The sequence below is a fragment of the Belliella baltica DSM 15883 genome, from assembly GCF_000265405.1.
Classification (GTDB): domain Bacteria; phylum Bacteroidota; class Bacteroidia; order Cytophagales; family Cyclobacteriaceae; genus Belliella; species Belliella baltica.
Genome location: NC_018010.1, coordinates 3,380,468 through 3,404,339, shown reverse-complemented (window position 1 = coordinate 3,404,339; position 23,872 = coordinate 3,380,468). Strand labels below are relative to the sequence as shown.

At 36.7% G+C, this 23,872-nt stretch carries 18 protein-coding genes, 1 tRNA gene, 1 pseudogene and 1 riboswitch; of the genes and pseudogenes, 13 read left to right on the top strand and 7 right to left on the bottom strand.

Annotation, left to right across the window (positions count from 1 at the left end):
* Nucleotides 1-24 precede the first annotated feature (24 nt).
* The 6 genes from BELBA_RS15500 (at nucleotide 25) to BELBA_RS15475 (ending at nucleotide 8,849) form a co-directional block, all read left to right on the top strand.
* The gene (locus tag BELBA_RS15500; protein WP_014773626.1) at nucleotides 25-1,671 is read left to right on the top strand and encodes a glycoside hydrolase family 10-like protein; all 1,647 of its coding nucleotides are present in this window, start codon (nucleotides 25-27) and stop codon (nucleotides 1,669-1,671) included.
* Nucleotides 1,668-2,612, top strand: coding sequence for a GNAT family N-acetyltransferase (locus BELBA_RS19160; RefSeq protein ID WP_014773625.1), 945 nt, complete (start codon nucleotides 1,668-1,670; stop codon nucleotides 2,610-2,612). Before BELBA_RS15500 ends, BELBA_RS19160 begins: the two co-directional genes overlap by 4 nt.
* Before the next feature lie 139 nt (nucleotides 2,613-2,751).
* The gene (locus BELBA_RS15490) at nucleotides 2,752-3,180 is read left to right on the top strand and encodes a response regulator (RefSeq protein ID WP_014773624.1); all 429 of its coding nucleotides are present in this window, start codon (nucleotides 2,752-2,754) and stop codon (nucleotides 3,178-3,180) included.
* Nucleotides 3,181-3,809: 629 nt separating this feature from the next.
* On the top strand, nucleotides 3,810-6,032 hold the full coding sequence (locus tag BELBA_RS15485; protein WP_014773623.1) for a sodium-translocating pyrophosphatase: 2,223 nt from the start codon (nucleotides 3,810-3,812) through the stop codon (nucleotides 6,030-6,032).
* 74 nt (nucleotides 6,033-6,106) lie between these two features.
* A complete protein-coding gene (locus BELBA_RS15480; protein WP_211208393.1) occupies nucleotides 6,107-7,291 on the top strand; it encodes a geranylgeranyl reductase family protein in 1,185 nt (394 codons plus the stop codon).
* A gap of 340 nt (nucleotides 7,292-7,631) precedes the next feature.
* Nucleotides 7,632-8,849, top strand: a complete 1,218-nt coding sequence (locus BELBA_RS15475; RefSeq protein WP_014773621.1) for a GAF domain-containing sensor histidine kinase — start codon at nucleotides 7,632-7,634, stop codon at nucleotides 8,847-8,849.
* Nucleotides 8,850-8,868: 19 nt separating this feature from the next.
* Here the strand turns inward: BELBA_RS15475 and BELBA_RS15470 are convergent, their stop codons facing one another.
* Together BELBA_RS15470 and BELBA_RS15465 are read right to left on the bottom strand one after the other, a co-directional pair.
* Nucleotides 8,869-10,011, bottom strand: coding sequence for a 1-acyl-sn-glycerol-3-phosphate acyltransferase (locus BELBA_RS15470; RefSeq protein ID WP_014773620.1), 1,143 nt, complete (start codon nucleotides 10,009-10,011; stop codon nucleotides 8,869-8,871).
* 166 nt (nucleotides 10,012-10,177) lie between these two features.
* Nucleotides 10,178-14,722: a T9SS-dependent choice-of-anchor J family protein gene (locus BELBA_RS15465; RefSeq protein WP_014773619.1), complete on the bottom strand. Its 4,545-nt coding sequence runs from the start codon at nucleotides 14,720-14,722 to the stop codon at nucleotides 10,178-10,180.
* Between the two features lie 269 nt (nucleotides 14,723-14,991).
* Between BELBA_RS15465 and BELBA_RS15460 the strand changes: the two are divergent.
* The 6 genes and pseudogenes from BELBA_RS15460 (at nucleotide 14,992) to BELBA_RS15435 (ending at nucleotide 21,191) form a co-directional block, all read left to right on the top strand.
* Nucleotides 14,992-15,911: pseudogene (locus tag BELBA_RS15460) on the top strand (IS1595 family transposase).
* 290 nt (nucleotides 15,912-16,201) lie between these two features.
* A riboswitch (TPP riboswitch) is annotated at nucleotides 16,202-16,290 on the top strand.
* Between the two features lie 71 nt (nucleotides 16,291-16,361).
* Complete coding sequence (thiM, locus tag BELBA_RS15455) at nucleotides 16,362-17,156, top strand: hydroxyethylthiazole kinase (RefSeq protein WP_014773618.1); 795 nt, start codon at nucleotides 16,362-16,364, stop codon at nucleotides 17,154-17,156.
* On the top strand, nucleotides 17,153-17,797 hold the full coding sequence (gene thiE, locus BELBA_RS15450; protein WP_014773617.1) for a thiamine phosphate synthase: 645 nt from the start codon (nucleotides 17,153-17,155) through the stop codon (nucleotides 17,795-17,797). Before thiM ends, thiE begins: the two co-directional genes overlap by 4 nt.
* Nucleotides 17,798-17,800: 3 nt before the next feature.
* Entirely contained in the window at nucleotides 17,801-18,625 is an 825-nt protein-coding gene (gene thiD, locus BELBA_RS15445) for a bifunctional hydroxymethylpyrimidine kinase/phosphomethylpyrimidine kinase (protein WP_014773616.1), read from the top strand.
* Nucleotides 18,612-19,268 (top strand): thiaminase II, encoded by a 657-nt coding sequence (gene tenA / locus BELBA_RS15440; protein WP_014773615.1) that lies wholly within the window; start codon nucleotides 18,612-18,614, stop codon nucleotides 19,266-19,268. Before thiD ends, tenA begins: the two co-directional genes overlap by 14 nt.
* Before the next feature lie 594 nt (nucleotides 19,269-19,862).
* Entirely contained in the window at nucleotides 19,863-21,191 is a 1,329-nt protein-coding gene (locus BELBA_RS15435; RefSeq protein ID WP_014773614.1) for a Gfo/Idh/MocA family protein, read from the top strand.
* A gap of 55 nt (nucleotides 21,192-21,246) precedes the next feature.
* On the opposite strand, the gene BELBA_RS15430 is transcribed toward BELBA_RS15435, so the two are convergent.
* Both BELBA_RS15430 and trhA read right to left on the bottom strand, forming a co-directional pair.
* Nucleotides 21,247-21,319 (bottom strand) — tRNA-Gln (locus BELBA_RS15430).
* Between the two features lie 152 nt (nucleotides 21,320-21,471).
* Nucleotides 21,472-22,110, bottom strand: a complete 639-nt coding sequence (trhA, locus tag BELBA_RS15425) for a PAQR family membrane homeostasis protein TrhA (RefSeq protein WP_014773613.1) — start codon at nucleotides 22,108-22,110, stop codon at nucleotides 21,472-21,474.
* 227 nt (nucleotides 22,111-22,337) lie between these two features.
* Between trhA and BELBA_RS15420 the strand changes: the two genes are divergently transcribed.
* Nucleotides 22,338-22,586: a hypothetical protein gene (locus BELBA_RS15420; protein ID WP_041779714.1), complete on the top strand. Its 249-nt coding sequence runs from the start codon at nucleotides 22,338-22,340 to the stop codon at nucleotides 22,584-22,586.
* A 55-nt stretch (nucleotides 22,587-22,641) separates the two neighbouring features.
* On the opposite strand, the gene rplI is transcribed toward BELBA_RS15420, so the two are convergent.
* Genes rplI through rpsF form a run of 3 tightly spaced genes read right to left on the bottom strand, consistent with a single transcriptional unit; the run spans nucleotide 22,642 to nucleotide 23,747 of the window.
* Complete coding sequence (gene rplI, locus BELBA_RS15415) at nucleotides 22,642-23,085, bottom strand: 50S ribosomal protein L9 (RefSeq protein WP_014773611.1); 444 nt, start codon at nucleotides 23,083-23,085, stop codon at nucleotides 22,642-22,644.
* A gap of 42 nt (nucleotides 23,086-23,127) precedes the next feature.
* Nucleotides 23,128-23,379 (bottom strand): 30S ribosomal protein S18, encoded by a 252-nt coding sequence (gene rpsR, locus BELBA_RS15410; protein ID WP_014773610.1) that lies wholly within the window; start codon nucleotides 23,377-23,379, stop codon nucleotides 23,128-23,130.
* The gene (gene rpsF, locus BELBA_RS15405) at nucleotides 23,376-23,747 is read right to left on the bottom strand and encodes a 30S ribosomal protein S6 (protein ID WP_014773609.1); all 372 of its coding nucleotides are present in this window, start codon (nucleotides 23,745-23,747) and stop codon (nucleotides 23,376-23,378) included. Before rpsF ends, rpsR begins: the two co-directional genes overlap by 4 nt.
* Nucleotides 23,748-23,872: the final 125 nt, after the last annotated feature.

Here is a 23,872-nt window from a genome sequence, read left to right as displayed (position 1 = left end):
AATTTCTTTAACACAACTTTGAATATGTATTCTCGATATTCCAACTTTCTCCTTCTCTCTGCCATATTTACCATTGCCACCTCATGTTCAACCTCCAAGAAAATAGTCTCCCAACCCTCACCAAACCCATCAATTAAAATTACTTCACCGCAACCTGAAAACATCAGCTTACCGGAGTCTAAAAAAGCAGAAAACTTTTATACCTTATCCGAAATTACCCTCAACCAAGAAAAAAGAGAATTTCGCGGTGTTTGGATCGCCACTGTTGCCAATATCGATTGGCCAAAATCAGGTAGCGACAACTGGGAAAAACAAAAATCTGATTTTATCGCAATTCTCGATTATTACGAGCAACTCAATTTCAACGCAATCATTCTTCAAGTCCGTGCCGCAGGTGATGCTTTTTACCCATCTAAATATGCCCCCTGGTCCAAATACCTCACAGGGCAGGAGGGAACTAAACCCAATACAGAAGAAGATCCACTTTCTTGGATGATCCTGCAAACACATTTGAGAGGTATGGAATTCCATGCTTGGTTCAACCCTTATAGAGCAACTTTTGATTTAAATACGGATAAACTAAGTCCCAACCATGACTTTTTTAAACACCCAGACTGGATGGTCAAGTATGGAACCAAATATTATTATAATCCAGGAATCCCAGAGGTAAAAGAAAAACTCACCAATATCATCAATGAAGTAGTCCTCAATTATGACATCGATGCCATCCATTTCGATGACTATTTTTATCCCTATAAGTTGGAGAAACAAATTTTTCAAGATGAACATACTTTCAGAAAATACAGGCAAAATGGGCAACAACTGGAAGATTGGCGCAGGCAAAATGTCAATAACCTTGTTGAGGCTGTATCTCAAACAATCAAATCCAATAAACCTTGGGTTCAATTTGGAATAAGTCCATTTGGTGTTTGGAGAAATATCGACAAAGATCGCAAAGGCTCCAATACCAAAGCAGGGGTGACCAATTACGACGAACTCTATGCAGATCCTTTGACGTGGATGAAAAATAAATGGATCGATTATCTCATCCCTCAAATCTACTGGAGCATGGACTTCAACTTAGCTGCTCATCGAGAACTTGTGTCTTGGTGGGCTAAAACTAGCTTTGATACAAAAATATATGTGGGAAATAGCGCCTACAAAATCAGAGATAACTTTGATGTAGCTTGGAATGACCCCAATGAAATTGGCAAACAAGTCGCTTATGCCAAATCAGTTCAAGGCATACAGGGCAATGCATTCTTCTCTGCCCAATCTTTATACAGCAAAAATAGAGATGTGGCTAGCGAGCTCAAAAACAAACATTACCAAACAAAAATCCTAAGTCCCAAATTTGAACCTAGTATCAATCCTGTTTCCTTGAAAAACACACAAGTAGAGTTGGTGAAAATAGGCGGTGACCTTCAACTCTTTTTCCCAAATTCAATTGATCCCATGTTTAGATTTGCGATGATCTACAGTGGAAGTGATATTGATCAAATTAAGAACAAATCCCAAATAGCCAATTTTCAAAAAATATTTCTTAACGAACGAACCAAAAATAGCATCACCTTACAATCAACTGCCGCTACATCTAAGTACATAGTCATTTCTTTCCTTGACCGCTATGGTCGAGAGACAGTAGCCAAAGTATTTGAAATGAAGCAATGAAATTCAGAAAAGCTATAAGTTCCGATATTCCATTAATCATTAACCTCCTGAAAATCTCTCTAGGCGAACAAAGAATGCCTAAAACCATGGCTTTTTGGAATTGGAAGCACATAGAGAATCCTTTCGGTGAATCTTTACTTTTACTAGCAGAGTCAAATAACCAAATTATCGGCTTAAGAGCATTTATGAAGTGGGAGTGGGAAGATCAGAATAGAACTTGGAAAGCGTTGCGAGCAGTTGATACAGCTATACATCCTGATTATCAAGGAAAAGGGATTTTTACCAAATTAACAAGAACACTGCTTTTGCAAGCTGCTGAAGAAAATTATGATTTTATTTACAATACGCCCAATAAAAATAGCTTACCAGGTTACCTTAAAATGGGTTGGCAAAAATTAGGTCACCTTCCAATACAAGTTCAGTTGAATTTAAATTTTAAAAACTCAAAGGTACCACTTCCAAAAGCGACGGATGCAAATACATTCATAAATATCTGTAAAAAAGTAAAAAATCGAAAGAATACTAGATTGTCAACAAATAATCATTTGAATTTTTTAATTTGGAGATACCTGTATTGCCCTCAATTTAACTATCAATTTTTGACAGATGAAAATACCTATCTTCTGATTTTTAGAATTAAAGAGACTGCGTTTGGTAGGGAATTTAGAATTTTAGATATTTTGACCCTTTCAGAAAACAAAAAGATTAATTTCATTTTATTAAATAAAGAAATTAGGAAGATCCAATTAAAATATGGGATTGTTTATTCAAGTTTTATGAAATCAAAGAGAATCTCTTTACCCAAGTTTTTTACTCTACCATTTTCAGCGTTTCTACCATTAATGACATTAAGAAAAGTTTCTGATAATACAGACTTACCTTATCAATTACTAGATATAAATAATTGGGATTTTACTCTGGGTGATATGGAACTATTTTAAATATACGTATAATTACCTATTGCATTTTTAATTTTATTTAACCTATTTTGACTAATATCTGTTGAATTCCACTTCTCAAGAGTAAAATGCAGTAGATTAACTTTTAACCTTTTTACCGTATAATTACAATTGACCAATTATGAATAACATCAACGAGTTTGAAGCTATATTGCTAGTAGATGATGATCCTGTTATCAATATGCTGAACTCTAAATTTCTCAGAAGAACAGGCTTTTTACATAAAATATGGAAATTTGAAAGTGGGGAAGAAGCTTTCAATTACCTCAGTCAAATTTTAGAACAACAAAAAGAACTTACAAACAAAAACCCTGTCTTGGTGCTTCTCGACCTGAATATGCCAATATATAATGGATGGGACTTCTTAAAAAACTTCGAAAACCTCAACGAGCATATCAAAAGCCATTTTAGAATTGTCGTACTTTCTAGCTCCTGCGATGGCAGAGATATAGATAGAGCCAACCTTGACAAAAATGTGCATGGATACATCATCAAGCCCTTTTCCATTGAGTCCATCGACGCCATAGAAAAATTCTTCACCTACTCCTAAGTTCCCCCCCCCCTCAAAAAAATCACATTTATCTCGAATTTAACATTTACAAGCAAAGCCCACACTTTAAACTATTAAGCAGTTAAACGATTAAGCAATTAACCGCTTCTTGAAATTTATAATTTCGAGATCTAGATGTATAAGATTTGCAATCCTAATTTCCTTCAAATGGATCAAGTCTTCAAAACCAGCATCCCTTGGGGAGGCCGGTCCCTTTTAGAAATGCTTCAACAGGCTCTTCAATTTTCTTCAAACTATCTCTTCGTGTTCCTCCGAGCTTCAGTGGCAATTATAAAATAAGCTCACTTCAAAAAATCAGTGGGATCATCTTTTCGCGAAATTCGAAGCACTTTGGCGCATAATTCAAAATGATTTTAAAAATTATAGATTAGCTCTAAACCCAAGTCAACTCCCAAATCCCTTTAATCCTAATTCGTTCAATTCATAAAATCCGTGGTCACCTTTTTTCCTTTAACCTTTTAACCATTATAAACCTTTAACCCTTTTTCCTATTTTCCTCCTTTAAACCTCTCTATCAAACCCAAAGATTATTCGCCTAATATTGCTTGCTAATTGAATAATAATATATTTGTTGCACAATTAAAAAAACAATAACCTAATCTAAGCATATGGAACAAGTATTTACTTACTTAGTCCCCGTCCTGGGGATCATCGGCCTTATTGTAATGGCTATCAAATCTGCATGGGTCACCAAGCAGGAAACTGGAGAAGAAACAATGGTTGAACTCGCTGGTCATATTGCCAAGGGTGCCATGGCATTTCTCAAAGCAGAATGGAAAGTACTTTTCTATTTTGTGGTGATAGCTGGAATTATCTTAGGCTGGTCTGGAACTTTAGTAGCCAACTCAAGCTGGATCATCGCCATATCTTTTGTAATTGGCGCTTTTTTATCAGCTTTTGCAGGATATCTTGGAATGAACATAGCTACTAAAGCCAATGTAAGAACAACTCAAGCTGCGAAAACTAGCTTAAAAAAGGCCTTAGAAGTTTCTTTTACAGGAGGATCCGTGATGGGAATCGGTGTAGCAGGTTTAGCAGTTCTTGGTATGGGCTCTCTTTTTATCGTTTTCTATAACATGTTTGTCATTTCTACAGGTGGTGATGTCAATGGAGATGCCATGGCAACAGCTTTGGAAGTTTTGGCTGGTTTTTCTTTAGGTGCAGAGTCTATCGCTCTCTTTGCTAGAGTGGGAGGAGGTATCTATACCAAAGCGGCAGATGTAGGAGCTGACTTAGTAGGTAAAGTGGAAGCAGGAATTCCAGAAGATGACGTGAGAAACCCAGCGACAATCGCAGATAATGTGGGTGATAATGTAGGTGATGTAGCCGGTATGGGCGCCGATCTTTTTGGCTCTTACGTCGCTACTATCTTGGCTTCTATGGTTCTTGGAAGAGAAATTGTATCTAATGATAATTTCGGTGGAATCGCACCAATTCTACTTCCATTGGTAATTGCTGGTATGGGATTGATCTTTTCCATTGTTGCAACATCCTTTGTGAAAATTTCTAAGGAAACAGATAGTGTTCAAGCAGCTTTAAACAAAGGGAACTGGATATCTATTCTTTTGACTGTAGGTGCTTCTTATTTCTTGATCGATTATATGTTGCCTGAAGGTGAATTGGTCCTTTCAAGAGGAGGATCTATCTCATTTACTAAAATGGGTGTTTTTGGTGCCGTTGTCATCGGCTTGATTGTAGGATTTTTAATGAGTATTATCACAGAATACTACACTTCAATGGGTAAACGCCCAGTGAACTCTATCATCAAACAATCATCGACTGGACACGCTACCAATATCATCGGTGGACTTTCTGTAGGTATGGAATCTACTGTTTTACCAATATTAGTTTTAGCAGGAGGTATTTATGGATCATTTATGGCAGCAGGTCTCTATGGAGTTGCAATAGCTGCCGCAGGGATGATGGCGACCACTGCCATGCAATTAGCCATTGATGCTTTCGGTCCTATAGCCGATAATGCTGGAGGTATTGCAGAAATGTCAGGATTACCAAAAGAAGTTAGAGAAAGAACAGACATACTTGATGCAGTTGGAAATACAACAGCCGCTGCAGGAAAGGGCTTTGCAATTGCTTCAGCTGCTTTGACAGCTTTAGCATTGTTTGCGGCTTATGTTGGTCTTGCTGGAATCAGTTCTATCGATATCTATAAAGCTGATGTACTTTCCGGACTTTTCGTAGGAGCTATGATTCCATTTATTTTCTCTTCACTTGCGATTGCAGCCGTAGGAAGAGCAGCAATGGATATGGTAAATGAAGTGCGAAGACAGTTCAGAGAGATTCCTGGAATTATGGAGTACAAAGCCAAGCCTGAATATGAAAAGTGCGTTGAAATTTCTACCAAAGCTTCTATAAGAGAAATGGTGGCACCTGGAGCAATAGCACTTCTATCACCGATTATTGTAGGGTTTGTTTTCGGTCCTGAAGTTTTGGGCGGTTTATTAGCAGGAATTACCGTTTCAGGTGTTTTGATGGGAATTTTCCAAAATAATGCTGGCGGTGCATGGGACAATGCTAAAAAATCCTTTGAAAAAGGAGTAATGATTGATGGTGTGATGCAATACAAAGGTTCGGAGGCACATAAAGCTTCTGTAACAGGTGATACGGTAGGTGACCCATTCAAAGATACTTCTGGCCCATCGATGAATATTTTGATCAAGCTAACTTCCATTGTGGCACTTGTTATCGCCCCTCATATTTCTGAAACACCACATGGTACAGTATCAGAAGTTGAAAAAGTAGAAATCAAAAAAGAAATCACTTATAAGGATGGTAAGAAGATTGAAAAAGTAGAGAAGATAGTAATCAATTGATAAACTAATGAATAAAAAGAAAAGCTGCTATTGGGAAATGGCAGCTTTTTTTATGTTTTTCAATTCAGTTCAACATGAAATCTTTTTCCAAAATCAATACTTTTCTATCTTTCGACATGAAACATTATGATGTGGTGGTAGTCGGTTCAGGACCGGCGGGTGGCATGGCAGCCTATGAAGCCTCAAAGGCGGGTTTGAGCGTCGCGATCTTAGAAAAAGAAAGTTTGCCTAGATATAAAACCTGTGGTGGTGGCTTGGTTTTTCGTGGAAGAGACATGCTGCCATTTGATATTTCAAACGTGATTGAAAAGGAGTATAATGATCTTTACATCTATTTTGACCATTTAGACCAACCACTTTTTGCTCATAGAACATATCCTGTGGTGACGATGGTCATGAGAGATAAATTTGACCAATTGATAATAGAAAATGCCAAGTCTTTTGGGGCAACTCTTTTGGAGAATCATACTTTAAAAGGATTAGAATTTGGAGATAAGCTTACTTTAAAAACTTCCCAAGGTGACATTTCAGCCACTTATGTCATCGCAGCAGATGGGGTTTTGGGTCCTACGGCAAAGTTTGCAGGTTGGACAGAAACACGTCAACTGATTCCTGCCTTAGAGTATGAAGTGGAAGTTCCTCAAGATGTATACGAGCGACTAGCCAAAGAAGCAAGATTTGATATCGATGTTATTCCTAAAGGATACGGATGGTGTTTTCCAAAGAAAAACCACCTATCAATCGGTGTGGGGACTTTTAAAAAAAGAAAAATCAATTTGAGAGAACATTACTATGCTTACCTCAAAATTTTAGGAATTGATGACGTGCTTTCTGAACAAGCGCATGGATTCCAAGTTCCTATTTCTCCTCGAAAAGATGGTTTCGTAAAAAATAATGTTTTCTTGACTGGTGATTCAGCTGGTTTTGCAGATCCTTTGACTGCGGAAGGCATTACAAATTCACTCTACTCAGGAGGACTCGCAGCTCAAGCAATATCGCAGCATTTCAACGACCCTGCACAAGCGGAAGCTAAATACTTAGAAGATTTAAACCTTAGACTCTTACCTGAATTGAAATTCGCGGGCTATTTGGCACATCTTTTTTATAATCAAAAGACAATTAGAAATTATTTAATGAAATCGAATGGTCAGCGCTATTGCGATAAAATTACCGATGTCTACACAGGCCATTTGGAATTAAATAAGGATATAAAAGATAGAATAATAAAGAATCTTGGATTAAGTTTCTTATTGAAATAAATATAGAGCTTGACATAATAATTTCTATGTATATCCGCTTTCTTAGCAGTAGTCATTCAAAATAATCTAAATCCTAAATTTAAATTGCTACGCCTCGGCAAAGTGTAGACTGTGAATTGTCGATACTTGTGAGCCCAGTTGACAATTATCCGCAAGATTATTTGTAATAAAATCACATAGTGGTGTCATATCGGATAATTATAAAATTCTATTTTACATCCTTTAAAATGCACTTTAACAATTCAAAAATGTTTTGTTTGTAAATACCTAAAAATAAGTTAATTATGATAGTTTTTTTCTATCTAATTTTACTGTTATTTGTTTCGAAAATTATTAGAAAATGAAAGCTTTACAGAACCCAATACCAGAAAATGAATTTGAAAGAATACTCCAATTGAGCGAGTTTGATTTCGACTATACAGATTTAGACAAACAATTTAAAGACCTCACAAAGCTTGCTGCAAAAGTAGCTGGAACAGATATTTCTTTAATAAACTTAATTGACTCATTTACCCAATGGTCCGTGTCTGCACATGGATTTCCTACCATGCAATTGCCGCGTGAAGATTCCGTGTGTCAATATACAATCATGGGAAGTGACAATTTTGAAATCAAAGATCTTTCAAAGGATGAAAGGTTTTTAGATAAGTTTTTTGTTAAAGATGATCCAAATCTTAGGTATTATTTCGGTGTTCCTTTGACTACTCCAGAAGGGAATAACTTAGGCGCACTGTGTGTATTGGATACAGAAGTGAGATCTCTGTCTCAAGAGAAAATAGAATTACTTCGAATTATTGCAGACGAAATAGTAAATCGATTTAAGATCCTCAAAGCCGTTCAAGATCTCAAAGGGAAAATGAATGAAATCAAGGAAAATCAAAAAAAGGTAGCCCATGATATAAGAGGACCAATTGGAGGGATTATTGGATTAGCTAAAGTGATTCAAGATCAAGGCAACAAAAATCAGTTGGATGAGGTCCTTGAGTTTATCAACTTGATACAAAGAAGTGGTAGTTCAGTCCTTGAATTGGCTGATGAAATATTATCTCAAGATTATACAAAAGCTGAAACTGATAAAGTTCAAATCAACCATGCAGTTGAATTCAGCTTAGAAACCTTAAAAGAAAAACTGCTTGATATGTACAGTGTGCAAGCAGTTCAAAAGAATGTAAAATTCACTGTAATCAACAATGATGGAAAAGATCATGTACCTTTCCCAAAGAATAAGTTGCTTCAAATAGTTGGGAACTTGGTCTCCAATGCCATAAAATTCACTCCTGAAAATGGTGCTGTACATGTGGCTCTTGATCTACAAGAGGATGAAGCGGACAAGGAATTGATCATCATTGTAGAAGATACAGGAGTAGGAATGAATCATGATAAAATCAATGAAGTACTCCATGGAAGTGCCAACTCAACTCTTGGAACAGGTGGTGAGAAAGGTTTTGGTTTTGGTTTAGCTCTTGTAAAGCACCTTATTGACAAAATCAATGGAACGATATCAATTGACTCTTATCAAAATGAAGGAACAAAATTCACTGTGAAGTTACCTGTCTAAGATAAAAAATTAGAGGAGGTCAATTTTTGACTTCCTCTAATACTCTTTTTTGATTATTGACAGGATTAGCATACATGGCGAGATAACTTTTTACTGCCATTGGATCATTTAAATCCACTACTTTTTGAAAGCGATTTTCAAAAACCTTTTTTTCTTCTATGGTGTATTGATCCTTATATTCTTCATCTCCATAAAGCAGGTCATGTGCAATATAATTTGTAGGCCATAATTTGTAGCCCGCAAGAATATTTCTATCCAACAAATCAGCAATCGCTTGGAATTGTTTGTTGGCATTCTGTTCCTGAACTGCGATCTGCTGAATTTCTTTATTGAGCAAATTGCCCACATGAATATGAATTCTCTTCTTCTGTCCCATAATTCCATTCAGCAAAGTCATAAAGTCTTCATTCTCACCTTTGACATAGGTTTCTGACTTTGCCTTAGCAAGTAATTCAGGCATCTTCAATACATCCGTTGGATCATATTCATAGGAAATGGAAATTGGTACGATATTGATTCTCTTGAAATAATCAATAAAGTTTTCTTCACCCGCTGCCATGGAGATCATCTTAAGAACTCCTTTGTGGGTTTCATCATTTCCATCCTTGGTTCGTCCTTCCCGCTGCGCAATCCATACAGATCTATTTTCTCTAAGCAGTGAATTTTTGATATAGGCAGAAGTGATTTTAGAGCTTTCCAAAAGTTCTCTCGCTGGCAAACCTCTTTTGATAGTAAAACTTCTAGTGAGTTTTGAAAGGGATTTTAAAAATGGTTTTTTAACCAAATTATCACCAATAGCAGTGGTTGTCATAGAGAGACCATGCTCATACAAACAAGCATTGAGCAAGGAAGTGTCTAAAATGATATCTCTGTGATTTGAAATGAAAAGGTAAGAAACGTTTTTCTCTAACTTTTCAAAACCTGAAGTGCTTAAGCCCTCAGAGCTTTTTTCCAAAACCTTCTGAACGGATGGATAAATAAAATTGATTTGAAAATCTCTGATAGAATGACAGTGAAGCATCAAATCTCTCCAATAATCGTCTGATACATCGGGAAAAGTGAAATTCATCATGGCCTTTAACATAGGGTGATGAATGATTTCTCTCAATGCTTCATTGACTTCTGTATCGTAAAAAGGTCTAATATCTTCAAAGGGTGACATGCTTTTCATTTTTGTGCTCCACAAAGAAACAAAAAAATGATGAAAGCTCAGGCCGAAAATAGGTTCTACGGTAATATATCAACTTAAAAAATACTTTCTGCTCGTAATAAAAATAATAAAGCCAACCCAAGTTGGGTTGGCTTTATACTTTAAAAGGATTGAAATTTTATCTAACGATTAATCTTTCTACCGTTGTATTTCCATTTCTATCAGTAATCATGATAAGATAAACCCCTTTTGCTAAAGAAGATACATCAAATTGTACCAATTCACCAGTTGATAAGTTGGATTCAATCAAAACACCATTGGCAGCTCTGAGTTCTACGTTTTGAAGTCCTTCAGTACGCTTCAATTCTACATTCACAACTCGAGAGCTAGGGTTAGGATAAACCTTAACTTTATTTGAAGCATTGACTGTAGGAAAAGCATACTCTTCAGACAAGGAAGTACAGCCATCCGCATCAGTAATCAACACAGTATAAATTCCTGCTCCCTGAATTCTCGTTTCATTGATTGAAGAAATAGCAATTAAGACGCCATTTTTAAACCATTGATAAGAGTAATCCCCTTCTAAAGTGAATAATTTCCCACTTTCGAAGGCTATAAATGGAGTGGGTAAGGTTTTTATCGATACCGCAGCAGCTTCTGTAGGAATTGGATCACAGATATTTGAGTCAATGATCGCCCTAACAAAGGCTGAAGACTCAAGATTTTCCACTGTAATTTTACTCAATTCTGCAGATCCCTCGATCAATGACCAAGAAGTACCTTCATCTATAGAAATCTCCCAACCAATGATGCTATCGAATCTTCCTCCAAGCAATTCAAAATCAACACTGTTGGATCCAGCGCAAACTTGAGTTTCTGAGGCAACAACTTGAGCTGACTCAAGGTCACATCTGAAAATAAACCTACTCTCTACCGGAAGGTGATCCGAAGTACTGTTGTCATAGTTGGGAATCAATCCGTAAGGAGCTACAATTCTTTCAGAATTGACCACCCAGTTCTCAATCAATTCTGTAGAAATAATTTGATGATCAATCACATTTTCAAAAGTAGGGAAGGTTCTCAAACCTGCATTACTCAAGCTGATTGTGATTGGGTTGTAATTTTCCGTGTCGTTGATATAGTTGATGAATGAAGTTTCTGTGGTGTTAACCGTAGCTGCAGTTTGATCCGCCACAGTTTCATCAAGGTCATCATTGAAGTCACCCAAAAGGATCAAATTGACATCATTGTAATAAGCATCCAAAGAATCTTTCAATACATTGACATCATACTTTCTCATCGAATATCTAGGGTTCGCACTGCTTTCACCACCACCATTTGATCTTGTGTGAACATTGACCAAAGTAACATTTTCCTGAACTCCGTTGATATTAGTCTTGATATCCATCAGATAAGGCAGTCTTCCAGAAGCCCAGAATCTATCTGGTGTGGATGGATAGCCTACTAAATCAGAAGGATTTACACCTGTTAATAGAACCTTTGTCTGAATTGTATCCACTGTGGCCAACTTAAATAGATACGTGAGTTTTTGAGCTTCTTCTGCAAATTCTCCACCAGCAGAAGTTGCAGGAGAAACTGCCATTCCATAGCCTGGAAGTGCATCTGCCAATTCCGTGAATTTAGCTAAGGAAGTGATTTCTTGGAAGGCATACACATCAGCGTCCAAATCTTCTATCACTCTTTTTACATTTTCAAGCTGCAAATCAACATTTGCTGGTCCCTGACCTGAATTGGTAGAACCAAACCATTCAATGTTCCAATTGACTACATCAAAAGTCTCCTCTTTATTGATTGTAGCACCAGTTAAGTATCCTCTTGAAATATTGATCGCTCCACTTTCAAAAGTAATTGGACCTGCAAAAGCACCTTCCGATGTAGGAGCAAACCTTATCGTTACAGTTTTCTGTCCTGTCAATTCTGACATTGAATAAATTAAAGTAGGACTAAATGTTTCACCATCTTTGGAGAATTCGAAACCTTCTCCTCCTGTAATTGTCAAATCAGCTACAGCATTGGATAATCCGAAATTGAATGTTCTTGTCTCTGTGGAAGTCTCCCCAACAGGGACTACACCAAAGTGGAAATAATCTACATTTCCAATATTGTTAGAGAAGAATGGCTCGGCAGGTACATCAGAACTAAACAAAGCAAAATCATCCAAAGTCCACCTTGCTGCACCTGTTTTAGGAGAAGAATTATAAACAAAGGCAATTCTCACAGTTTCATTCAAATAAGCACTCAGATCAACTTGTCCAGAGAATGTCCATACATCTGAGGTGGCAAACCTATCACTCAATTCTGTCCATGTAGCGTCATTAGGATTACCATCTACATAGTCAGTAGAAATCAAGAGTTGTAATCTAGGTCCTCCAAAAGCTACTCTGCTCCAGAAAGTCATCAAAGGAATATTGAACCCTGTCAAATCATAAGGTGCTGAGATCAGCCAATCTTCATTCAATACTGCACCTCCAGCAAAACCATTAATTTGAACACCAAAAGGTGTTGAGGCTGTAGGATTAGTTCCAGCTCTTCCAAACCTTGTACAAGCCCAAACTTGGTCGCCTGATACACTTACTGTTGACCAAGAGCTTCCTATTGGACCATTATCTGTCTGACAAATACTATTGAAGTCCTCTGAAATATTGAATGGATCAAATACAGAAGCTGAAACAGCCACAGATACAGGTGTAGCACCATCTGTTGTGTTTGAAATAGTCCCATTGAAGTTGCCCTCTGCACTATTATCCAGTTGCACAAATACGGTTTGTTCAGTTGCCATTTCATCTACTGTAAATTCAATAGAAGGAGAGAAGCTGTTTCCGTCTTTAGAAACTGAATAAGGAGCAGTTGCAGAAACCGTTACACCACTTTCTAGATTCACAGCCGAAAGTGTGTAAGAAAGTACTGGAGTATCATCATTTTTGCTTACAGAACCAAACTCTAAAGAAGTAGGATCAGTTGTCAAACCTGGGATGATTACACCACTAGCATTTTTAACAACTCCAGTGAAGGAAACAGGTAAAGGGCCAGGGAAGAAGTTGGTGATTCTATAAGTGCCACCAGATCCAATTGTTCCTCCGCTTGCTGATACATCACTTGTTGTAATAATTCTAAATTCAACAGCACCTGATAAATTTTGAAGATTTGAAAGATCAAAGTCTAAATTGATGAATGCATTTGCTGGCTGAGTCCAGGTAGCTAGATTTGAAGAAAAGTCATCTCCACTGTAAACTAGAGCCATTTCTGCAGGTCCAGTGCCCGAAGATCTAGCACCAAATTTCACTGAATTTAAGTCTATCAGTTTATCAGCTGCCACATTGAATCCGAATGTAAAATACCTATCATCGCCAGCATTCCAACCTGATGAACTTATGGAGTTTGAAGCGCTAGAAGAATTAATCCCCGAACCTCTGCCAAAATCTCTTGCTTCCACACCTGATACAAGTGCTGTTCCTACTGTAAATTCTTGGCTTCCAGTAGTACCAGTAAAGTCCCAGTTCACAAATTCTATAGGTTCGGGAGCTGGAATTTCAGAAACACTTCCTAAGAATCTAACAGGTGAAAATACTCCACCTCCTTCAGAAAAATTCGCAACTCTTAAAGTTCCACCAGATGCAATTGGAGAACCTCCATCTGCTCTGACATCTTCATTTGCATAAATTCTAAATTCTATTGTCCCTGTGAGATTATCAAGTGAAGTAAGCTCAAAATTTTGATTTGAGAATGTTGTACCTACATTGTCCCATACAGTGATGTTGGACGAAAAATTATCTAAACTAGAACGTAAAGCTAATTTTCCAGGTCCAGTATTAGAAGCTCTAGTAGCTAAGATTAATTGATTTAGAGTTACTTGAAATCCTTCTTCAACTTCAAGTCCAAACGAAAAATAATCATTTTCATCAGATATAGACCAACCGGATGAACTAATTGAATTAGCTGCGTTTGTAGGTGCAATTCCGGATCCTCTTGTAAAATTTATTGCATTTACATTTGTAGAACCAATTCCTGAATTGAATGCTTGATTACCAGGTTGTCCTGTGAAATCCCAAAGAGCCAATGTTGTCAACTCTTGATCAGGCTCTTCTTCTATGGCTATTCCTTGTAATAGAATATCATCTATTCTATTAGTTCCCGTAGAAGCTACTGTTCCTCCACCTATACTATTGTTCGAAGTGGCGATCCATCTAAAAAAAACCTCATTCTTATTAGATGCTTCAGCTGGTATTGCTAAACCATCAACCGTAGCGGAACCGAAGGTAGTTCCTACAGTAATTTCACTTCCTGGAATTGCTACCCAAGTCAATCCATCCAAGCTATAATCAATTTTAAAATCCCTTGGCCCTGTACTTGACCCTTGTTGTCTGCTAGATAGATTGAGGTTGTCAAAACCAAGAGTATTAACTTTTATTTGCCAATACTTTTCAGAAGTTGCAGCATCTTGCCATGCGTTTGTATTTTTTGAAAATGTACCAGAGCCTCCTGTCCCTTGAACATAGGTCGTAAAATTAATATTTACAGGACTGATAATTTGAGCATTATCTCCAGTATTCAAAGAGTTACCTAGATCAGCGATTATTCGATCCTCAACTATTGATGATTCAAAAGTCCAGCCTGCTATAACTTCTGTCTGTGCTTGAAGCGATATCATGCTCCAGCACATCAACATAGCAAACATTAATGTCTTGCGTAAATAGTGTTTCATTTAGTCTAGTTTTTATGTTTATATATCTGCACTTTATTATCAACAAATTGCTTCTAAAATTAAGAGTTCTTAAACGTTTAAACCAAATTTTCTTGTTATCAAATGATTAGAAAATAATATCTGTAAAATTATATTATGTGTTTTTTTGGATTTGTTAATATGAATATACGTAATTCTGCCAGTAGCCAAATTATATACTGACAGTTGGTGACAATCGATTGGTAATCAAGCTAAAGAGAGGTTACTTGGTCAAAACAAAGGTTCTGACCATGAATATTTTGAAGTTTGAAGAGCGCTTTCCAGATGAAGAATCCTGTATTAGCTTTTTCAAAGCTAAACGAGAGCAGGAAGGCGTGGTTTGCAAAAAGTGCGAGGAAAAGAGCACTATTGGCTCCACAGTAAAAGTATGTTTCAATGCAAAAGTTGTGGATTCCGTACCAGTTTGAAAAGTGGAACTGTGATGGAAAATAGCAATCTGTCACTTCGTAAGTGGTTGATGGCCATGACCTTCTTTAGTGCCACTAAGCAGGGGTTTACCGCTCTTGAACTCCAGCGACAAATGGGGTTTACTCGCTACCAAACCGTCTTTGATTTATGCCATAAGATTCGTGTCATAATGGGTAAGCGGGATGATGAATATAAACTGGAAGACATGGTAGAATATGATGAAGCTTACATCACCAAGTCAACCTCAGCCCAGAAAAAGAAGAATCTCAATCGGGGCCGAGGAACTCAGCAGAAGTCCACAGTGGCTGTGATGGCTGAATCAACCATTCTTGAGGATCCTAAGACAAAGAAGTTAACCAAAAGCTGCCGCTACTTCAAGATGAAGAAGATTGAGGACTTAAAGGCTAAAACGGCTGAGAAACTTATTAAAGACTTCATCAATAAAGATGCTGTTCTTCAAACCGATGACAGTACCACTTACGCTAAGTTTGAAGACTTCGTGGATGTTCATGTCACTGAATTATCCTCAACAAAAGAGGGTAGATTCAACCTTAAATGGGCTCATACAGCAATCAGTAACCTCAAAAGTGATCTTAGAAAGTACAAAATGATATCAGAAAGAAGGCTTCAGAACTACATCGACGAGTTTTGCTACAAACTAAACCGAAGATACTTTGGAGAAAGACTCTTTGACCGACTTATTATTGCTTCTATCCAACCCTACTGGCAAAGTAGCGGATAATCATATTTGTTAAAATTAAAATGATTCGTTGATTATCAATAATCAGGTGTTTGTTTCGGAAAAAAATCTGATAATCATCTATTTACTGCCAATTCAATCTCTTAGAATTCGATGCCTACTTTCTTATTTTGAGCCATTATAAATTTTGCTTTTCTAAACTAGCTCACTCTAGTTCAACAATCCTTAGTCGCAAAGATTATTTGTAATAAACTACATACTGATTTCATCGCTGATCATTAAATATTTCAATAATCCTTTTTTGAAAATTCATAATGACTTACTTTAGCAAACACAAACTTTAGGGGTGCCATTGGCTGAGATTATACCCTTTGAACTTGAACCGGATAATGCCGGCGAAAGAAAAAGTGCCGCTTTTCATTTGCCTCGTGAAAGCATTTTTCTTTGTCTATTATGGACTCCTAAAGTTTTTCATCTAATAAATATTTTCTTATGAAAGAGTTAATAAGTAATACGTTTCGACAATTTAAGTCTAATCCAACTTTGGTTCAAAACATCACAAACTATGTGGTCATGAACAATACAGCAAATGCTTTGCTCGCTGTTGGCGCTTCACCAATTATGTCGCATGCACATCCTGAGCAAGCTGATATGGTTCGCATTATCAGTTCTCTTGTAATCAATATAGGTACACTTGATGAATATTGGGCTGAAAGTATGCTTTTGGCAGCAGAACAAGCTAATTTACAAAGCAAGCCTTGGGTCTTGGATCCGGTCGGTGCTGGGGCTACACCTTACAGAAATGAAATCCTTTCACAACTTCTCTTAAAAAAGCCGACTGTCATTAGAGGCAATGCATCTGAAATTATGTCTTTGGCTAGTGTGAATGTTCAAAGCAAAGGAGTGGATAGCAGTAATTCTTCTGATGAAGCCTTGCAAGCTGGAATTCAACTTTCTAAAGAAACTGAGGCCGTTGTCTGCATCTCTGGAGCAAAAGATTATATTATCCATAATGACAAAATAGCCACAATCACCAATGGCAGCCCTCTGATGGCGAAAGTTACCGGAATGGGATGTACAGCCTCGGCAATAGTTGGAGCATTTGTTGGTCTTGGAAAAGATCCATTTTTAGAAACCCTCACCGCAATGGCAGTTATGGGAGTTGCGGGAGATTTAGCCGCTGATATGGCAATTGGTCCAGGTACGCTTCAATTATATTTTTACGATGCACTTTATAATTTGACAGAAGAAGAACTAGAGAAAAGGGTACAAGCCTCTGTGATATGAAGTATGATTTTCCTTACCGGTTGTATTTAGTGACGGATCAGCTTGCCTGCCTCGGAAGAGATTTCTTTTGGGTAGTGGAAGAAGCTTTAAAAGGCGGTGCGGAAATTGTACAGCTTAGAGAAAAAGAATTAAGTGAACCTGATTTTATTCGAAAAGCAGAGCGACTCAAAATAATTTGTGATCAATATCAAGTTCCCTTAATCATCAATGACAATGCTCAAGTGGCAAAACATGTTGGAGCCTATGGACTTCATGTTGGTCAATCGGATTTGGCTATTACAGATGCTAAGCAAGTTTTGGGAAAAGATTATCCAATTGGTTTGTCGATAGAACAATTGGAGGATATTCAATCTTCAGAATCTGAAATGGCATGGTATTATGGGGTCAGTCCAATTTACTCAACACCAACAAAAATAGATACGCGAAGAGAATGGGGATTGAATGGACTTCGAGAACTTCAAAAAATAAGTAGGAAGAAACTTGTAGCCATCGGGAATATCAAAATTCAGAATGCAGCGGATGTGATTGAGGCAGGGGCGGATTGTTTAGCAGTAGTATCAGGTATTTGTAGTGCAGATTATCCAGCGAAGGCTGCTGAGGCATTTAGAATAGAAATTGAAAAAGGACTTAAATTTAAATAAGAGATGAAAACTTACATTTCTGTATTGAGCATAGCAGGTTCTGACAGTAGTGGAGGAGCAGGAATACAAGCAGACTTGAAAACTTTCTCAGCTTTAGGCTGCTATGGAATGACGGTAATTACAGCCACTACTGCGCAGAATACACAGGGAGTAAAAGCTATTCACAGCATTCCTGTAAATCATATAGCAGATCAGTTAGATTCGGTTTTGCAGGATATTACACCCAAAGCAATCAAAATTGGGATGATCGATAGACCAGATGTGGTGGATTGTTTGGTTGATAAATTAGAAGGTTCAGATATTCCTATAGTTTATGATCCTGTAATGGTAGCTACCTCAGGTGACCGACTAATTCAAGAAGAAACAATTGATGTGATCAAAGAAAAGTTGTTTCCAATTACAACACTTTTAACTCCAAATTTAGATGAAACTGAAATTCTTTGTGGATTTAAAGTTTACAATCTAACGGATATGCGAAAAGCCGCATCTTATCTTCAACATTTTGTTCCAAATGCTGTCCTTATCAAGGGGGGGCATTTGCAAACTCCTGTCATTCAGGATTTGCTCGTTTTCGCTGATGGAAAGGAAAGGGTTTTTGAAAGTGAAAAAATCCAATCCTCAAATTTACATGGAACAGGTTGCTCACTTTCTTCTGCCATTGCAGCAGAATTAGCTAAAGGAAAAGAATTAGAAGAGGCTGTAAATATTGCAAGAAACTACATCTATGAAGCAATTTTGCATGGAAAATCAATCAAAACTGGAAAGGGATCTGGGCCATTGAATCACTTTTATCACCCTCAAAAACAAATTATCCATGAAATGGAGTGAACAAACATGGGAAAGAGTTAATCTCATTTATAATCAAATCTTAGAATTACCTTTCAATCAAGAGCTGAGTAATGGAACTTTAGACCAGGAAAAATTTAAATTTTATATGGCTCAAGATGCTTATTACTTGGGTGAATTTGGCAAAGCATTGAGCACGATTTCTGGAAGGTTAAAGGATTTAGATCAAGTTCTGGCCTTTTCTCAATTTGCTTCAGGAGCTATCGTTGTTGAGCGAGCCCTGCATGAAGGATATTTCAAAACTTTGGGGATTCCTGAAGAAGTTCAGCCATCTCCGACCTGTCTGCTATACACTAATTATTTACTTTCTCAAGCCGCATATTCCAATATAGAAGTTGCCGTAGCCGCAGTTTTACCCTGTTTTTGGATTTACAAAAAAGTAGGGGATTATATTTATTCTCAACAGGAAGCTGAAAATCTAAATCCATACAAAAATTGGATCGATACTTATGCCGGGGAAGATTTTGCCAATTCTGTAAATCAAGCAATCAACATTGCAGATGATTTGGCAGCGAAAGCAAGTGATTCATTGAAGTCTCAAATGCATGATGCTTTCGAGATGGCGACGAAGTTAGAATGGATGTTTTGGGATTCAGCTTACAAACAAGAGAAGTGGGCAATCTGATAACTTGATTACCCACTTCCTATATTTCACTGTACGCTCAATTCACTTCCTTGAATTCATAAATGGAGTACTTAGTAAATTCTTCTTCTATTTCTGTACTTGCATTTTCTTGAATCAGGATTTTGTTGTTCCCTAGTGAAAACAGCATGACTCCTTCGGGAACGCTTAATTCTGATGAAACTTGCTCACCATTTTTGATTACAAGAAGCTTGATTTTATCTGTTGCATCTGCATATCGAAATGGCTCTTCTTCTGAATCTCTAGCTTCAAATTCAGCATTTGTAACTCCCTTGGTGATATCTAATCAACCATAAATCATTGTTAATATTATCAATAAGGCATACAAGTTTTTCATAGCATAGATTTTTTTTGAAATTTCTTAATAAAATAGTTTTAAAAAAAGTTTAATCCTGTGTTTTTCCGTTAAGTTTTAAAAAGGGTATTTGATTATCCATTAATTTTAGACAGGGATAGGAAATAGATTTTTCATTTATTTTTTAAAATGTATATTTAACACTTAATGAATGAAATACTTGCTATTCTAATGCATTTCATTTGGAAATCTAACAAATCTCATTTAAACCAAAGTAACCTATGAATTCAAGAAGAAAATTTTTGCAAAACAGCCTCTTAGCAACAGCAGGAATTACAATGTCCAATGTGGTAACGGCCGAACAGTTTTTTAGAACCACACAAAAAATAGGAGCAAATGATCAGATAAATGTTGGAGTGATCGGTTGTAAAGGTATGGGCTGGTCAAATATGAATTCAATGTTAAAAATGCCTCAAGTCAACTGTATCGCACTTGCAGACATAGATCAAAACATTTTGAATCAGCGTGCGGCAGATGTTCTCAAGCAAAGAAATAGAAAACCTACTTTATACACTGATTATAGAAAAATGTTGGAAAATAAGGACATTGATGTAGTCATTATTGGCACTCCAGATCACTGGCATTGTTTGAACATGGTAGATAGTCTCTCTGCTGGAAAGCATGTCTATGTAGAAAAGCCATTGGCTAACTCAATAGAAGAATGTAAAGTGATGGTAGACGCAACAGCTCGCTATGGTAAATTAGTCCAAGTAGGACAATGGCAAAGAAGTGGTTCGCAGTATAGTGAGGCAATTGAATTTGTGAAATCTGGTCAATTAGGTAATATTCGTTTGGTGAAATGTTGGGCATATCAAGGTTGGATGAAGCCTGTGCCAGTGAAGCCTGACTCTTCTGTACCTCAAGGAGTGGATTATGACATGTGGCTAGGTCCAGCACCGAAGCGTTCTTTTAATGAAAATCGTTTCCATTTTAATTTCAGATGGTTCTGGGATTATGCAGGTGGATTGATGACGGATTGGGGAGTACATGAAATAGATATAGCACTTTTTGCAATGGGAGTGTCGGCGCCAAAATCAATCATGGCTTCTGGAGGGAAACTCGCTTACCCCGATGATGCCTCAGAAACACCAGATACCTTACAGACTGTTTATGAATATGAAGGATTCAATATGCTGTGGGAACATGCTACAGGAATAGATAGTGGAAATTATGGCTACACTGAAGGCATTGCATTCATAGGTAATAATGCGACGCTTGTTGTAAATAGAGGCGGTTGGGAAATAATTTCTGGAAAGGAGGGGGATAAGCCGAAATTAGAAGCCATGTCAAGAGTAAAACCGAAAGGAAATGCTTTGGATTTGCATACGATGAATTTTGTGGAATCAATTTCAAAAAATGATGCTTCGTTATTGAATTGTGGTGTGGAAACAGGCAGTGTTGCGGCAATCAATGCACACATGGGTAATATCGCCTATAAGACAGGTGAAAAAATTTACTGGGATCAGGATAAAGGAGTTTTTAATAAAGCTGAAGCCAATGACTTATTATATGCCACCTATCACAATGGATGGAAATTGCCAAAAGTTTAACTGATAATAAAAACAAAAATCCCAAACCGAAATAATCAGTTTGGGATTTTTAAAGTTGGCCGACCAGGGCTCGAACCTGGACTCTTCTGGACCAAAACCAGACGTGTTGCCAGTTACACCATCGGCCAATTTCGCTTTCAGTTGATTGCTCTTCTTTAAGGTGTCACAAATGTAGGAGGACTTTCTATTTTATGCAAGCCTATAGATAAAGATTTTATATACTTTTTCTTAATTACCTAGATTTCAAAGAGAAAAAAATCATGTAAAAATTTCAAATACTTCAGGCTTCTTGAATTAGAAACATAATTGCAATAAAATGCAAGATAGTTCCTCCCAATACAAACAAATGCCAAATGGTATGCGCAAATTTCATACTTGGTCTTGTATAGAAAATGGTTCCAAGGGTATAGCTTAAACCTCCTGCAGCAATAAGAAAAAGAATTGGATTGCTTAAATTATCTAAAAGAGGACGGATTATGAAAATTGCCAACCAGCCCATCGATAAGTATAAAATCAATGAAGCTCTTTTGAATCTATTGGTATAGAAAATTTTGAAGATTATTCCGAAAGCTGTCAGCCCCCAAATGATTCCAAAAAATATCCAGCCTATTAGCCCTTGAATGGAAAGTAGAAGAAAAGGTGTGTATGTTCCTGCAATCAATATGTAAATCCCGATATGATCCAAAGTTCTCAGCCAAGCTTTGACAGTAGTATCTTGCACGGCATGGTAAAGTGTAGAAAATGTATAAAGTAGTAGGATGGAGGCTCCGAAAATGCTGCAACTGACAATATGAATAGCTGTACCATTCAAGACAGAAAAAGTAACCAATAGAGCAATTGCAACCACACTAAATAAAACACCAATTCCATGACTGATACTATTTGCAAATTCTTCTTGAAGGGTTTGCTTTCTCTCCATTTTGATTTTTTTGATAAAGATAACTTACTTGTTTTGAAACTCAATCGTTCTTAGACTTTCTTCGAATGAGTTAAAACAAATGTGGATATTTGATTAGGCTAATCTTATTGATTAAAATATTCTCTATTAAATTATTGTTACTATATAGAAGTAAATTTTGCTATTTTAAAAAATAATATTCTATTTTGTTGTCAAAAATATTTCTTAACCCTATTAAATTTATGAAAATGGCAGTTAAAAATCTTGAAAAGACAGTGGTCAGTACTTTAGAAAAGCTGGAAAAATTAAAACTTGATGAAAAGCTATATGCTGAGTTGAGTTGGTGTTTAAAAAGTTATGAATATGATAACAACCCAATTGGTGTGATTGAAAAAAGTCAAAAAGCATTGGAGCTTTTTAAAGCTAAGCGTGAAGAAAATTCAAGAGCAATTTCTAAGAAGCTCATTGAAGATTTGGAGAAAATCACATTGAATTAAACATAAAAAAGCTTTCTCGAAGGAGAAAGCTTTTTTTATTTGTTATTGCTAGTTTTTATTCAGCTACTACTACGAATTTCACTGAACTTTTTACTTCTCTGTGAAGATCTACTTCAGCTTCAAATTCACCAGCAGATTGAACAGGTACGTTGATAGAGATTTTCTTTCTATCAATTTCTATTCCTTGGTTAGCCAAAGCATCAGAAATCTGAAGTGTAGTTACTTTACCGAAGATTTTTCCTGATTCACCTATTTTAGCTTTGATTTCCAAAGTTAGATTTCCAAGTTTAGCAGAGATTCCTTCAGCTTCAGTTTTGATTTTTTCAGCTTTGTGAGCTGCTTGCTTGATGTTTTCAGCAAGTATTTTTTTATTGGATTGGGTAGCCAATACAGCAAATCCCTGTGGGATAAGGTAGTTTCTGCCATATCCAGGCTTAACTGCTACAAGATCATTCTTGTAACCTAAACCTTTTATGTCTGTTTTTAAGATAACTTCCATTGTGATAAATTTTTAATTTGTAAATAATCGATCAGGCTTGGATTATTTCAATCCATCAGCTACGAATGGCAATAAAGCCAAGTGTCTTGCTTTTTTGATAGCGTTAGCCACTTTTCTTTGGAACTTCGCAGAGTTACCGGTCAATCTTCTTGGAAGGATTTTACCTTGCTCGTTCACAAACTTCAAAAGGAAGTTAGGATCTTTGTAGTCAATATACTTGATGCCATTCTTTTTGAATCGGCAATATTTCTTTCTATTCTCTACTCTATTGATTGGTTCGTTTCTTAATGTCATGAGGCTTGCTCCTCCTTAGCTTCAACTTTTTTGTTAAATTCACCTTTTCTTCTTTTCTCAGCATAAGCCAAAGAATGCTTGTCAAATACTGTAGTCAAGAATCTTAAAATTTTCTCGTCTCTTCTGATTTCAAGCTCAAACTTTTTGATCAAAGTTGGCTCTGCTTTGAATTCGATCAATACGTAGAAACCGGTGCTTTTCTTCTGAATAGCATAAGCCATTTTCTTAAGACCCCAATTTTCAACATTTACGATTTCTGCCCCCTGCTCTTTTAACAAGTTTACAAACTTGTCTACGGTATCCTTCATCTGAACATCAGACAAAACGGGAGTTAGTATGAATACCGTTTCATAATTTTTTTGGAACATTTTTTTAATTGTTTAATGTAATTTTATTTAAACAGACCGCAAAAGTAGTGTAATAATCTGTTTTATACAATTATTACCTCAAATTAAAATGTGTTACCTAAAAATTGGAAAAGCATTTTTCAATT